The sequence below is a fragment of the Chitinophaga filiformis genome (genome assembly GCF_023100805.1).
GTDB classification, from domain to species: Bacteria; Bacteroidota; Bacteroidia; order Chitinophagales; family Chitinophagaceae; genus Chitinophaga; species Chitinophaga filiformis_B.
On the sequence record NZ_CP095855.1, the window covers coordinates 2070072 to 2084258 of the forward strand.

Consider the following 14187-nt stretch of genomic DNA (forward strand, 5'->3'; position numbering starts at 1 on the left):
TAATGGTTATCACCTGCCTGGTTTAAAAAAAATGATAATACAATATGAAGTACAAAAAAAATGCATTTTCGAAGGTAATGACAGCAATTGCAGTTGCTGGTTTTTTGTTTCTGGCCACTTCCTGCAGTAAGGACGGTGAAAGGGTGACCGCTCCTGAGGTAGTAAAAGTGACTGTAACAAATATATCGTTAGAGGGTGCTTCAGCCCGTTATACGGCTAGTATTGATGGTGAAATGATCGGGGACACATTATTAAGTGGTGAACGTCAGACAAAACTTGTTGAGCACAAGAGTGAGCAACGTTTCCTGGTGAGGGATGCCAATACAGGGAAGACTGTTATAGATACCCTGTTATCGCTTCCTGAGAAGAATGTTGTACTGACCATTCTCAAACTCAGTAGTGAGGAAGGTTCAAGTCCTTCGCTTTACATTGGGGGGCAGGAAGATATCAAGGATACGGAGAAACTCTGGTCTTTCTATTATGTAGATCCGCTATTACCGGATTCACTTACACTTACTATGTACAGGACGCGTCCCGATGGCGGCATTGACACGCTTGGGAGATTTGAACATCTTAAGAAAGGGCAGTTGGTTGATTTTAAGAAGATAGATTATACATATGGTCTGAGCACAGCGATGTTTTACTTTGATCTCAGAGATCCTGTTACCGGAGAAATATTGCTGGGGTCTGCTTTTGATCCAACTATGGGAACCGGGGGCTTAATGGCTTACAATGATTTTATGGCTACGCACTTTATTAACGACCTGGTGGTCTATGATCTTGGCGGAGGTAGTTATTTTCATTATTCTACCACTATCCTTGCCTACTGATATAACAATAGCAGGATGTTCATAATAGCATACATAACTGCTAGCTGAAGGTTACACTTCGTATGATGATGGAATCAAACGATACAAATATATCAACGATTATTAGCTGTAGTTAACCCCGGATACCTATACGCTATGAAATGTTTCTATGTTTCTAAAAAGATCGATTTCCCCGGCGTTTGTTAACCCCTTTTTACTTTTCTTATCTACGTGGCAGTATTAAGCGGCTTTCCCTGCTGGCTTTTGCACGGGTATCATAAATGGGAATGGTGGTTCTTTCCGCTGGATAATTTGTGGTTCTTCCATCACCTCTGATAACAGCCAGGGCTTTTGCAATAAACGGATCTGCAGGATCGCCCATCGGAAGTAATGGCTGCGTATTCAGTTCATAGACGGTATAGTCAGGAGCAATACCGGATGTATAATTTCCTTCGCCTTTTGCATTTGATAATAAGTAGGTAATAGGCGCCAGTGCCCACGATAAACGGCGGGGACTACGCATATCAGTTATAACAACTGCTCCCTTGTCTTTTCCATATGTTCTTTCTCCGATTGTAATAACCTGTATGTAGGGCTTAAGATTGTTGATCACAAGCTCTGCTGCGGAGGCCGTCTGAGGAGTAGTGAGGATAAATACGCGACTGATTGCTGATCTGCCGGTTGCCAGTTTGCTGAAGGGGATCACCACTTTGCTTTCGGGTACAGCGAGTGCCTGTCCGAAAGTGATGGATTGTGTGCCCAGTTTCCCGTTGCCGGTATACCTGGCTAAAATACTGTTTTCATTAGTGGCCGGTGCAATCAGCGTAATCAGTGCTGCTGCGGCTGCAACGCTTCCTCCGGGATTGTAGCGGAGGTCGATGATCAATTCCTTTATGCCGTCCTGTTTGAGCTTAGTAAATGCATCGAGCAGGGCATTGTTGTAGAAATCATCAAAATAGTTATAGAAGATATAGCCGGTAGGATGTCCCTGGTTGCTGAATGTCTGGTAGCTGTACAGTGGATTTTCCTGCAAGGTTGCACCCTGCAGGGGTATTTCCCTTGTTTCACTAACTGTATTGTTTATAATGTCAGCTTTGGTAAGCGTGCCTTGATGGTTGTCCAGGAGGTCTTCACTTAAGCCAGCCGTATTTTGTGGCGTCAGCGGTGTATTATTGATCTTTGTGAAATAGTCGCCTCGTCTTAGTCCGTCCTGCCAGGCAGCACTGCCCGGTATTACAAACTTCAGCAATCCCAGGGGGCGCTCTATTCCGTTAACAGATACCACGGTGAAGTCGAAGCCGAAGGTATGCAGGAAATCTTTCTTACTGGTTCCGGGGATATCGTTCAGGTCAATGATCTGGGAAAATGTGTCTGCAGGCTGTTTAAGTGTGTTGAAATAGGGGATGGCGGCTAATTGTGTGTCGGCTTTTTCGGGCAGGGCAGTGTTCCAGAGATAATAATAGCGCATGCTGTCCAGTATCCACTTACTTGTTTCCAGGCGTGTAACAGGGCCGGTGGGAAGCGGATCCGGAATGATCTTATCTTCTTTCCGGCAGGAGAGCATGATCATCGCAATGCCTGACAGGCATACGATTTTACGTGGGAAAATCCTTAAGTCCATAAATGGTGTTTTAATGTTGTACTATTTGGTCTCCATATCGTAACGTACCATTAGCTCCCGCTTCAGGGATTGCAGGGCAAGGGTCAGATGGTTTCTTACTGTGGTTGGTGAAAGTGAAAGCTGGTCGGCTATTTCCTTATTGCTTTGTCCTTTGTCACGGCTCAAAATATACACGTTCCTCCTTTGTTCGGGCATTTGTTCTATCACCTTGTGTACCTGTTGATTGAATTCTTTTCTCAGCAATGCATTTTCTTCTGCGTTCTCATTGCTGATGGGTTGGTGCTGGGAAATATGGGTCAATGTTTTTCTTTCGCGGTACAGTTTACGTGTTTCATCGATAACAATGTGCTTGGTAAATACGAACAATAGTGGGAAGACATCCTGTCCTTCCTGTACTTTATGCATGTTTTCCCAGAGCTTGATGAAGCACTGCTGGGTGATTTCTTCCGCCCGTTGCCGGTCATCGGTAAGTTTGAATGCGAACCGGTACACCTTTTCCCTGTTGGATTCAAATAATTGACCAAAGAGTATTCTGGATGGGTTATCAGACATATAGTTTGATATGTGGTTGCTATAATGGAAAATAAATGTAGGTGTTACATGTTACTTGAATGTTAAGACTGTACAGTCCTGCATTTGGAGGGCGGCTTAGGGGGGATGGGAAGCCCTCTATGGACTATTTCGCCAATTTATATACTTTTGTCCCATGTCTACAGAACTGTACAATCAAATATTTGATCAGAGTATTGCCGATTATCATGTGCATAACAGTGTACATCAGCCTATCCTGAACCCTTACGAAAAATCAGCTTTTGAGCACCTGCTGTATCTGAAGAACTGGATCGATACGGTGCAGTGGCACCTGGAGGATATCATCCGCGATCCCCTGATCGACCCTGTGAAAGCATTGGAAATCAAGCGTTGGATAGATCGTTCCAACCAGGAGCGTACAGATGTGGTGGAGTACATTGACAGCTATTTTCTGGATAAATATAAAGATGTGAAGCCGGGCGCCGGGGCCACCATCAATACGGAAAGCCCGGCCTGGGCGATAGACCGCCTGTCCATACTGGCACTAAAGATCTATCATATGCGGGAGGAAGCTACCCGTCCGGATGCTACCCCTGAACACAGGGAGGCCTGCCAGCGTAAGCTGGACATTCTCCTGGAGCAGCGCAGTGATCTGGGAAGCGCTATCTCCCAGCTGCTGGAAGATATTGCTGCTGGTAAGAAGTACATGAAAGTGTACAAGCAGATGAAAATGTACAATGATCCCGCCTTAAACCCTGTTCTTTACAAGGGAAAATAATATATGCCAGAACAATTGAGAACGATACTGTCTATCCGCTTTTCCGCCATGGGGGATGTGGCAATGACCATTCCGGTGATGCAGCAGGTCCTGGAGCAGCATCCGGACATACAGATCGTTTTTGTGTCTAACAAGAACTGGGAGGCTTTGTGTGAAGGTATTCCCCGGCTGATCTTCTTTCCGGCCGACCTGAAGGGGGAGCATAAAGGCTTTAGCGGATTATACCGGCTTTACAAGGCTATCAGGAAAACCTGGAAAATAGATGCGGTGGCTGACCTGCATCATGTACTGCGCTCCCAGATCGTACGCACCTTTTTCCGGTTGAGTGGCTGCCCGGTAGCTGTGATCGACAAAGGAAGAGCAGAAAAGAAGGCCCTGGCGAGACCAGAGGAGAAAGTGCTGCTACCGCTGACCAGTACTATAGAGCGATATGCCACCGTATTCCGTCAATTGGGGCTGTCCCTGACCATTAACGCTACCCGGCCTGTATATCCCCGTCAGCCGCTTACATCCGAATTGATGGCCATTACAGGGCCTAAAAACGGGGAAAAATGGATAGGACTGGCGCCTTTTGCCACGTATAAGGAAAAAACCTATCCACTGGCAAAGATGGAGGAGGTACTAGCCGCGCTGGTAAAACGGCCTGGTGTGAAGGTGTTGCTAATGGGTGGAGGTGCTGTGGAGATAGCGCAACTGACTTCACTGGCCATAAAATACCCCGAAGCAGTAGTGGTGGCAGGGCGATTCAAACTGCCGGCGGAACTGGCCATTATCAGCAACCTGGATGTGATGATCAGTATGGATTCGGCCAATATGCACCTGGCATCCCTGTTCCGCGTGCCGGTGGTCTCCATTTGGGGGGCTACGCATCCATTTGCCGGTTTTATGGGATTCGGGCAAAGTGAGACCAATACAGTGCAGCTGGAAAGCCTTTCCTGCCGTCCGTGCTCAATATTTGGCAATAAGCCCTGTTTCAGGGGGGACCATGCCTGTATGGAGTGGATCCCGCCTGCTGCTGTAGTGGATAAGGTCCTGAAAGTGGTTGGTTGAGAAGAAATTTTAAAACTTTTTTTTGGGAAATGAGAAAAAATACTAATTTCGCCATCCCAAATAACGGTGTCCCATAGTATAATGGTAGTACAACTGATTTTGGTTCAGTTTGTCTAGGTTCGAATCCTGGTGGGACAACAGAAAAGGAGAAATCCGAACTCATTTTATCAAAGGGCATGAAATGCTCAACGAATTTAAACCCGCTGAAACTTTTGTTTTCAGCGGGTTTTTTAGTGCCTTTTTTTGTTTGTTGAAATCCAGAGTAGTTGAACCCAATCCCTGTCTGCTACTATTTCATTCATACATGTTGATAAAGGATTAAGATATAAAGTCTGGAAGTAAGGCATTTTTAAAGTGTTACGCCGAAGTTGACCTTGTTGGGGATGTGGAGCCTAAGCATAGATTTTGGTTGTACAGGAAATTGATCAATGGGGTAAATTCAGCACTCGTTAGCTGTCTTCTATCGGTGATAGATGACGTGTTGATCGAACTAAGCCACAGGATGTAATGATATGTCTATCAGTAAGAGATGGCGTGTTGTTCATACTAAGCCACAAGATGTAAATGCATGCCATTGGGATTATAGCTCTCTGTAGTTTAATTTTGTGCCATATCCGGGGACGGCAAAAATCAATCGAGAATGAACTTCTATACACGTAAATGGGTGAAACCCGAAGATCTGAATGCACACGGGACTTTATTTGGCGGCAGCCTGCTGCGTTGGATAGACGAAGAGGCCGCAATTTATTCTATTATTCAGCTGGGAACAAACAGGTGTGTGACCAAATACATGTCTGAGATCAATTTCATCAACTCTGCCAAACAAGGTGATATTGTAGAGTTAGGGATCAAAGCGACCCATTTCGGAAGAACATCTTTAACGCTGACCTGCCAGGTAAGGAACAAGATCACACAGAAAACGATACTCACGGTGGATAAAATGGTATTTGTGAGTGTGGATGAAAACGGTGTGCCTGCGCCACACGGCCGCACGAAAATCACCTATACTGACGAACGCCTGAGAGAGGACGATTAACATCGTCCTACGGTGAAGCAACGCATGCTCACTGCGGCAAGAACTTCTTCGTAGGTGTAGTGAATCTCTTCATGTTTATCTGCCAGTGCAATGCTGTACAGCATAGGAATATAATGATCTTCCGTAGGCACGGCTCTGCGCGCCAGTTTCCCCAGATTCCTGTAGTAGAACAGACTGCCGAAGTCGCGTTCATTGATCCTGGCTTTTACCCACTCATCGAATTCAATAGCCCAGGAATACGGTTTCCCATTGCTGAAGGTACCCTTTAGCAGGCTTAGTTGCAGGTTATGCACAATGTTGCCGCTACCAATGATCAACACGCCTTTTTCCCGTAATGGCTTCAGGTGCTGCGCCAGATTCCAGTGATAGTCCAGTCGCTGGCTGACCGGAACGCTTAATTCCATTACCGGAATGTTGGCATCGGGCATGATGTGCCGGAGAATAGCCCAGGCGCCGTGGTCAAGATCGGTGCTTTCATCTATTTTGACTTGCGGAGACAATTCCGGTATTACGGTACTGAAGCTGGTAGCTCCGGCAACATCGTAGTAAGAGCAGTTGAAATGCGCAGGTACTTTCAGCCAGGAGTTTTCGGCTGTCAGGTAGTGGCCGGAGATGACCAATATAGCGGATGGCTTCCTTGTGAGGGAAGTTCCCATTTTCCGCAGGCTTTGGGTGAAAGGGTTGTCTCTGAATGCATTTTCCGGATCACCATGACCTACGAAGAATACCGGCATTTTTTCAGTAGGCTGGAAAATACCTGGTAAGTTAAGTAAGCGTTCGATCTGCGACGAATAGGGGATCAGTGGCAGTAGTGCCGCCATTTTAATGAATCTTTTCCGCTCCATACCACATTGATGGTTTATAAACCTGATAAATATATTCACTTTTAAGTACAAGTAGCGATGATCAAGCCTTCACCAATATGCTTCCTCTCAGGAAATTCATTTTAACAAAAGAGTCTGTTTCTTCGAATCCTGCATCCAGCCATTGTTGTTTGCATTGCGGATTGGCATAGAGGATCTTTATGGGGCGCTGTTTTCTGCGCAGGCTTTCTTGCACTTTAGCGATAAATTCCTCCATGATCACATGATCGAAGGGATTGAAGAGGAAGATCACGCCGACGGTTTCGGGAATGGTATAGGCTCGTGCATCCTGGCAGGCCACATTGATCCTGATGTTCTGATACCGGTTATACAGCATATCCCGCATTTTTACGGCGGCCTGGTAAAGTTTTGGGGAAAGGTCTATGCCGGCAAGTGCGGTAAAGCCGTACGCGGCTCCCATAGCTAATACACGTCCTTTTCCACAGCCAACGTCCAACAGGGTAGTGGACAGGTCCGTAGGCTGCAGATGGTCAAACAGCCAGGTAGCGGTGTAGTAGTTGACCGGCTCATACATGGCAATATGTTTCCTGTCCTCTTTGGAAACATCTGAAGAGAGATTGTCTGTCCCAATAGTCCGGATGCCGTATTTCTTTTCTCCGCGGATTTCGTGCCTGACGATGAAAAAGGCCAGATCTAATCCCCAGTGCCATCCGACATATAAAAAATATAACAGGTATCTCATCATTGATACGCTTGTTGATTATGGGGGTGATATATCTAGTTCTATCTCAGGATTGTAGGGTTCAGGCAGTAATATTGTAATATAAGTAATTTATGTGAGATGAGGATCATGGGGTACTACTTTCGCTTTCCCCATGACAGGTTGTACGGCCTCTTTATCATGACCCTGCAGTTACAGACTTTGTAAGGTTACAGATAAGGATTCGGTCCTTTAGATTATCTCTGTTATGTGTATGTATAGCTTAATATGTTTCATAGGGCGCCAGGAGGAGATGGGATAAAGACAAGTAGTTGTGGCCGGTAGCCACTGGCGGAACAGGTACTACACAGCTCAGACCTTCCCCGAAGGGAAAAAATTCGAATCCATCTCCTCAGAGGATTAAGAAGCCATCTTTCCAACGGGTTTAAAAAAAAGCTGCCCCGTGTGGAAGGCAGCTCTTTATGAGTTGATAAATGTTTTAGGTGTTATTCCTGCTCCTTCAGCCTCGGTTGGTGTAACTGAACTGGTTTACCGGCTTTGGACTTCATTTTCAGGTTCAGCATTTCTATGAAGACTGAGAATGCCATTGCGAAATAGATATATCCTTTCGGGATATGCTGTTCGAAGCTTTCTGCGATCAGGGAGACACCGATGAGCAACAGGAAGGAGAGTGCCAGCATTTTTACCGTAGGGTGTTTATTTACGAAGTTACTAATGCCTTCAGATGCCAGTACCATTACGCCTACCGCGATAATTACGGCAACGATCATGATCTGGATATGGTCGGCCATACCCACTGCGGTGATGACAGAGTCCAGGGAGAAGACGATGTCCAGCAGTAAGATCTGGATGATGGTTTGTGTGAAGCTGACAGGTTTCGGATTTGCTTCCTCATGTCCGCCGCCCTCCAGCTTCTCATGTATTTCGGCAGTGCTTTTATAGATCAGGAAGAGGCCTCCGATCAGCAGGATGAAATCCCTTCCGGAGATGGCAGTGGCCTCCAGCCATTTTTCATTTTCTATGCCTATCCAGTGCCCTACGTTGAACAGCGTGCTGGTCAATGACATGATCCAGCTGATGGAAAGCAGCAACAGTATGCGGACAAACATAGCAAGGGTCAAACCAAGGCGACGGGCCTTCTTTTGCTTGTCTAAAGGCAGTTTTCCCGCCATAATTGAAATAAAAACGATATTATCAATTCCAAGTACTATTTCAAGTACGCTTAAGGTTAAGAGGCTGATCAGGGAGTCTACCGTAAACAAGCCTTCGGCGGAAAAAAGATCCATATTCGATGTGCATTATAGGTTTGATGCCGCAATCTTACAATTTTTTAGGCTCATCAGGAAGTTTGTTTGATAAGTGACTGCTGTTTCCAGCCTCCTGATAAATGACCCTATTCCCACTGATGGGATTGTTGCTCCTGTGCGGCAATTGAGCGTAGCACAAAATCTGCGCCACTGCCGCGGTGAAGTTTAGTGACTAAAAAAAGGAGGAAAAGCGCTGTTAATTGGATACTTTTGTTACAGTATAACCCTTATAGAAGATATGGATATAAAAGTTATTGCCTTTGATGCGGACGATACATTGTGGATAAACGAACCTTATTTCCGTGAAACTGAGACGGAGTTTTGCCAACTGATGGAAAATTATTTACCGCAGCATACTGCAGCGCGTGAATTATTGCAGGTAGAGATCAGGAATCTTGCCCTCTACGGTTATGGTATTAAAGGATTCATGCTGTCTATGATCGAAACGGCATTGACAATATCCAACAAGACCATTGATATCAGTGCTGTAGAAAAGATCATAGACTTGGGGAAAGCCCTGCTGGCCAGGCCGGTAGAAGTGCTGGAAGGTGTACATGAGGTCTTGCAGATCCTGAAAGATGATTACCGCCTGGTGGTAGCTACTAAAGGCGACCTGCTGGACCAGGAACGTAAATTGCGTAATTCCGGTATCCTGCATTTCTTTCACCATGTTGAAGTAATGTCAGACAAACAGGAGGGCGACTACCGTAAATTATTAAAACACCTTGATATCAGGCCCGACCAGTTCCTGATGATCGGCAATTCCCTGAAATCGGATGTACTGCCGGTGCTTGCCATTGGCGGTCATGCCATTCATATTCCCTTTCATATTACCTGGGAGCATGAACATGTAGACGTGCATATTGATAACCCCAACTTCCGGCAGGTAGAACATATTTCCGAGATTCTGCCATTGCTGTATGCAACTTTGCGATGAGCATTAACAGTTGTTTATTTTGATTGTCCATCCTATACTGTCCCAGTACCAGCGGGACTTTTAATGCTTATTTATTAAGCAGGATTTACTATTTTGTAGCCTCACGTTAGAATTCCATATTATTCACTACTCAAGTCAAACTAAATGAAAATTAAATGGATGGTGTGTTGTGCACTTCCAGTGGTTTTCATGTTACCACTGGGGGCACAAGCCGGCATTAAACAGGTCTCACCCGGCGCCTACACTCCTCCCGCTTATGAAGCGCTGCCATTAGGTTCCGTTAAACCCACGGGATGGCTGAAACGTCAGTTACAGATCATGCGTAACGGTGCAACCGGTCACCTTGATGAAACGTATGCCAAAGTAAAGAACGATAATGGCTGGCTGGGAGGCAGAGGCGATGGCTGGGAGGAAACTCCTTATTGGCTGGACGGTGCATTACCGCTGGCCTATTTACTGGACGACAAGATCCTGAAAGAAAAAGTACTCCGCTATGTTAACTGGACCATAGACCATCAGCGTCCGAGCGGTTATTTCGGTCCGCTGACGAGGATGGAACTGGACAGTAATGTCACTATTGATCCGCAGCATGCGGCTTATGGTGATGACTGGTGGCCTAAGATGGTCATGCTGAAAGTATTGCAGCAGTACTATTCCGCCACCGGCGATAAAAAAGTTATCAAGCTTATGTCGAAGTATTTCCGGTATCAAACGGAGGCCCTGAAAATAGCGCCCATTGGTAAATGGACAGAATGGGCAGCATCCCGTGGTGCTGAGAACGTAATGATGGCGCAATGGCTGTACAGCATTACCAAAGAAGACTATCTGCTCGAGTTGGCCGAACTGATAGAACAGCAGGCATATCCCTGGACAAGCTGGTTTGGTAACAGGGATTGGGTGATCAACACCACTACTTATCGCAACAATTATCAGTGGATGAACCGGCATGCAGTGAACGTTGCCATGGGCCTGAAAGCGCCGGCTGTTAACTATCAGCGTACGGGCAATAAGCAATACCTGCAAAATCTGCATACCGGCTGGAAGGATCTGATGACCATACATGGATTACCGATGGGCATCTTTTCAGGAGATGAAGATCTTAATGGCAATGATCCTACACAGGGCGTAGAACTTTGCGCTATAGTGGAAGCGATGTACTCACTTGAGCAGATCAGCGCTATCACCGGAGATGTAGCCTATATGGATGCGTTGGAGAAAATGGCATTTAATGCACTGCCTACACAAACAACAGACGACTATAACGCGAGGCAATACTTCCAGGTAGCGAACCAGCTGCAGATCAGCAAGGGCGTATTTAATTTCTCCCTGCCTTTTGACCGCGAGATGTGTAATGTATTAGGGCCCCGCAGCGGTTATACCTGTTGCCTGGCGAATATGCACCAGGGCTGGACGAAATTCACTACACACCTTTGGTACCAGGCACCAGACAATGGCCTGGCCGCATTAGCATATGGTCCGAATACCATGACGGCGAAAGTAGGAAAGAAGGAGCAGGAGGTGAGCATCCGGGAGATTACCGACTATCCTTTCAACGAAACGATAAAGTTTGAAATTGCGTTAAAGAAGGAAACCGAATTTCCTTTACAACTGCGCATCCCGCAATGGTGTGATACTGCAGTTGTCCTGTTGAACGGTCAGCCTTACAGTAAGGAGAAAGGCGGGCAGATCATCACCATCAAACGAGAATGGAAGAACAAAGACATCCTGACCTTACAGCTGCCTATGAAGATTGCTACCGGCACCTGGGGACGTAACTCCAGTGCAGTAGAAAGAGGCCCGCTGGTATATGCCCTGAAAATACAGGAGCGCTGGGAAAAAGCCACTGACACCATTGAGGGAGATTACTTCAGCGTATATCCTGAAAGTAACTGGAACTATGGTCTGCGCCGTGTAGACGTACAGCATGCTGCAGACAGCATGAAAGTAAGCATGCAGCGGCCTGTGGGTGACAGCTTTGTGTGGAACCTGCAACATGTTCCTATAGAGATCACAGCGCCTGCTAAAAAGATCCCTTCCTGGAAAGTATTGAACGGTGTGGCCTATCAGCCGCCCACCGACCGCGAAGGCATTTATAAAGGGAAGGTAGATACTGTATTGCAACATATCACCCTTGTACCTTATGGATTCACTAAAGTAAGAGTTGTAGCATTTCCTGTTGTACCATAAAAAATATCACACATTGAGAATTATCTTATCTGCCATCTTTATTTTCTTTACTTATATCGCGTATGCCCAGCGTTCTGACTGGCAGGGAAACTGGATCACCAATACCGAAGATACTACCGCTACAAAAGCGCCTTATTTCAGGAAAACATTCCGGCTGCCAAAGCAGGTAGCCAGCGCTACTGCCTATGTTGTTGGGGTGGGGTATCATATTGTATATGTGAACGGGAAGCCCGTCACTGATGCAGTGCTTGAACAGGCATATACACGTTATGATAAACGTCTTTTGTACAAGGTATACAATGTCACTGCGTTGCTCTCTAAGAGTAATGCTACCACACAGAGTATTGCTGCGGAGTTAGGCAATGGCTGGTACAATATCCAGTCGCATGCTGTGTGGGGCTTTCAGAACGCTCCCTGGCGAAAGACGCCACGCCTGTTATTAGACCTCGTTGTTAAATATACTGATGGCAGCAGCGAAACCATTGCTACTGATGATAGCTGGAAATGCTCTACAAGCCCCAGTCAGTTTAATTGCCTGTACACAGGCGAGGTATACGATGCCCGTCAGGAAATACCCGGGTGGAATCAACCATCATTCAACGATGCTAAATGGGCACATGCGTTGAAAACATCTGCTCCGGGAGGCACCTTGTATGAGCAGGTGATGCCCTCTGTCAAAATCATTCGTCATATTAAACCAGTGTCTGTAAAAAAGCTGGGCAATGGCAGGTATCTCTTTGACATGGGGCAGAACTTTGCCGGTGTAGCAACTTTAAGGGTGAAAGGGAAGGCCGGTACCAAAGTGACCATGTACTACGGGGAAGTACTCAAGGATGGTGAACTTGACATGATACACAACACTGAGCATATGCGCAGTATGCCCGGCGAATTACGTTTCCAGACAGATGTATATTATCTGAAGGGAAGTGGTAATGAAGTTTTTACTCCCCGGTTTGTATATCATGGTTTTCAGTATGTGCAGGTGGAGACAGACAATGCGCTTGCCCTGGATATTCATTCGCTGGAAGGCCTGTTTTACAGTACTGCCTTTGAAGAAGCCGGGCATTTCACCAGTTCGGATACTATGGTGAATAAACTGTATGCAGCAGCCCGGCAGTCTTATCGCAGTAACTTCCTGAGTATACCTACTGACTGTCCGCAGCGTGAGAAGAACGGCTGGACGGCAGATGCACATGTCTCTGCAGAAGTAGGGCTCTGGAACTATAAAACTGCAGAAGGTTACCGCAAATGGCTGGATGATGTGCGTGATGCACAAACGTCGACTGGCGCCATGCCTGGTATTGTACCTTCCAATGGATGGGGATATGACATGGCAGGCGATGAAGAACATACTTTCGGACCTGCCTGGGGAAGTGCGCTTAGTTTTATAACATGGTACATGTACCTGTATCATGGCGATACTGCTTTGGTGCAAAAGCATTACCCCGCAATTAAAAGATATACCGACGTTGTAGCGAAAGAGGCGGAGGGCCATTTGTTTAAATACGGGCTGGATGACTGGATGTCGCTGGTGCAGACGCCAAGGATCTTTACGTCTACTGCATACTTTTATACAGACGCTATCCTGGTTGCTAAAATGGCGCGTGTGTTAGGCAATAAGGCTGATGAAGTTGCCTACACCAGACTTGCAGATAGCATTCGTACTGCGTTTAACAGTGCGTTCTTCGATCCTGTCAGTGGTCGCTATAAAGACAGCACCATGACGGCATTGAGTGCGGCGGTGTTCCATAATTTAGCGTCTCCCGATGCTGCAACGGCCACTGCGGCACAGCTGGCGTCTAAAGTAGTGCGCAGTAATTATCATGCGGATTTTGGAGTAATGGGAACGAAGTATGTTTTACCTGTTCTGAGTGAGTATGGTTATGGGGATATTGCTTTCCGGATGTTGACAGATACCGGTTATGCCGGATGGGGACATTGGATTGCACAGGGTGCTACGACCTTGTTTGAGGATTGGCCTGGAGAATTATCGCACAATCATATCTTCTTTGGAGATTACTGTGCCTGGTTTTATAAAACTTTGGCGGGGATCCGGCCGGATGAGGATGCGCCAGGGTTTAAGCATTTCTTTTTACAGCCGACTTTTGTGAAGGGGTTGAATTTTGTAAAAGCAGATTATGATAGCAGGTATGGGATGATTAAATCGGAATGGCGGCGTGCTGCGGGAAAGATCCGGTTTGCGTTTCAGGTGCCGGTAGGGGCTACAGCGACTGTGCGGTTGCCGGTGGGGAGTTTGATCTTGCCGAAGATACCGGTGAAGCGGGGTGCGCAGGGGATGGATGAAATAGTAGTGCAAGGCGGGAGGTATGTGTTTGAGTTAAAGGGAGAATAAGCAGTTTGGTTAAAAAGTTAAGCCTGGCGGATC

The 14187-nt window shown here is 46.4% G+C and carries 12 protein-coding genes and 1 tRNA gene; 8 read left to right on the forward strand and 5 right to left on the reverse strand.

Going from position 1 to position 14187, the window contains the following annotated elements; genetic code table 11:
- Positions 1–44 precede the first annotated feature (44 nt).
- A complete protein-coding gene (locus tag MYF79_RS08675; protein WP_247813432.1) occupies positions 45–830 on the forward strand; it encodes a hypothetical protein in 786 nt (261 codons plus the stop codon).
- A 202-nt stretch (positions 831–1032) separates the two neighbouring features.
- On the opposite strand, the gene MYF79_RS08680 is transcribed toward MYF79_RS08675, so the two are convergent.
- Both MYF79_RS08680 and MYF79_RS08685 read right to left on the reverse strand, forming a co-directional pair.
- Positions 1033–2430, reverse strand: coding sequence for a S41 family peptidase (locus tag MYF79_RS08680; RefSeq protein ID WP_247813433.1), 1398 nt, complete (start codon positions 2428–2430; stop codon positions 1033–1035).
- Between the two features lie 21 nt (positions 2431–2451).
- Positions 2452–2982, reverse strand: coding sequence for an RNA polymerase sigma-70 factor (locus MYF79_RS08685; RefSeq protein ID WP_199657678.1), 531 nt, complete (start codon positions 2980–2982; stop codon positions 2452–2454).
- Between the two features lie 154 nt (positions 2983–3136).
- On the opposite strand from MYF79_RS08685, the gene MYF79_RS08690 reads away from it, so the two are divergent.
- From MYF79_RS08690 to MYF79_RS08705, 4 genes are all read left to right on the forward strand, one after another.
- The gene (locus MYF79_RS08690; protein ID WP_247813434.1) at positions 3137–3739 is read left to right on the forward strand and encodes a DUF4254 domain-containing protein; all 603 of its coding nucleotides are present in this window, start codon (positions 3137–3139) and stop codon (positions 3737–3739) included.
- 3 nt (positions 3740–3742) lie between these two features.
- On the forward strand, positions 3743–4789 hold the full coding sequence (locus MYF79_RS08695) for a glycosyltransferase family 9 protein (RefSeq protein ID WP_247813435.1): 1047 nt from the start codon (positions 3743–3745) through the stop codon (positions 4787–4789).
- A 67-nt stretch (positions 4790–4856) separates the two neighbouring features.
- Positions 4857–4927: transfer RNA gene (locus tag MYF79_RS08700), tRNA-Gln, on the forward strand.
- A gap of 502 nt (positions 4928–5429) precedes the next feature.
- Positions 5430–5825 carry an acyl-CoA thioesterase gene (locus tag MYF79_RS08705; RefSeq protein ID WP_089835151.1) on the forward strand — a complete coding sequence of 132 codons (396 nt, stop codon included), beginning with the start codon at positions 5430–5432 and terminating at the stop codon, positions 5823–5825.
- Here MYF79_RS08705 and MYF79_RS08710 read toward each other — a convergent pair.
- The 3 genes from MYF79_RS08710 to MYF79_RS08720 all read right to left on the reverse strand — a co-directional run bounded on the left by MYF79_RS08710 (position 5822) and on the right by MYF79_RS08720 (position 8656).
- Positions 5822–6670 carry a dioxygenase gene (locus tag MYF79_RS08710; protein WP_247813436.1) on the reverse strand — a complete coding sequence of 283 codons (849 nt, stop codon included), beginning with the start codon at positions 6668–6670 and terminating at the stop codon, positions 5822–5824. The genes MYF79_RS08705 and MYF79_RS08710 overlap by 4 nt on opposite strands.
- A gap of 61 nt (positions 6671–6731) precedes the next feature.
- Complete coding sequence (locus MYF79_RS08715; RefSeq protein ID WP_247813437.1) at positions 6732–7394, reverse strand: class I SAM-dependent methyltransferase; 663 nt, start codon at positions 7392–7394, stop codon at positions 6732–6734.
- Positions 7395–7855: 461 nt separating this feature from the next.
- A complete protein-coding gene (locus MYF79_RS08720) occupies positions 7856–8656 on the reverse strand; it encodes a TerC family protein (protein ID WP_247813438.1) in 801 nt (266 codons plus the stop codon).
- A 259-nt stretch (positions 8657–8915) separates the two neighbouring features.
- On the opposite strand from MYF79_RS08720, the gene MYF79_RS08725 reads away from it, so the two are divergent.
- The 3 genes from MYF79_RS08725 (at position 8916) to MYF79_RS08735 (ending at position 14154) form a co-directional block, all read left to right on the forward strand.
- The gene (locus MYF79_RS08725) at positions 8916–9614 is read left to right on the forward strand and encodes an HAD family hydrolase (protein WP_247813439.1); all 699 of its coding nucleotides are present in this window, start codon (positions 8916–8918) and stop codon (positions 9612–9614) included.
- 144 nt (positions 9615–9758) lie between these two features.
- Entirely contained in the window at positions 9759–11801 is a 2043-nt protein-coding gene (locus tag MYF79_RS08730; RefSeq protein ID WP_247813440.1) for a beta-L-arabinofuranosidase domain-containing protein, read from the forward strand.
- Between the two features lie 13 nt (positions 11802–11814).
- The gene (locus MYF79_RS08735; protein WP_247813441.1) at positions 11815–14154 is read left to right on the forward strand and encodes a family 78 glycoside hydrolase catalytic domain; all 2340 of its coding nucleotides are present in this window, start codon (positions 11815–11817) and stop codon (positions 14152–14154) included.
- Positions 14155–14187: the final 33 nt, after the last annotated feature.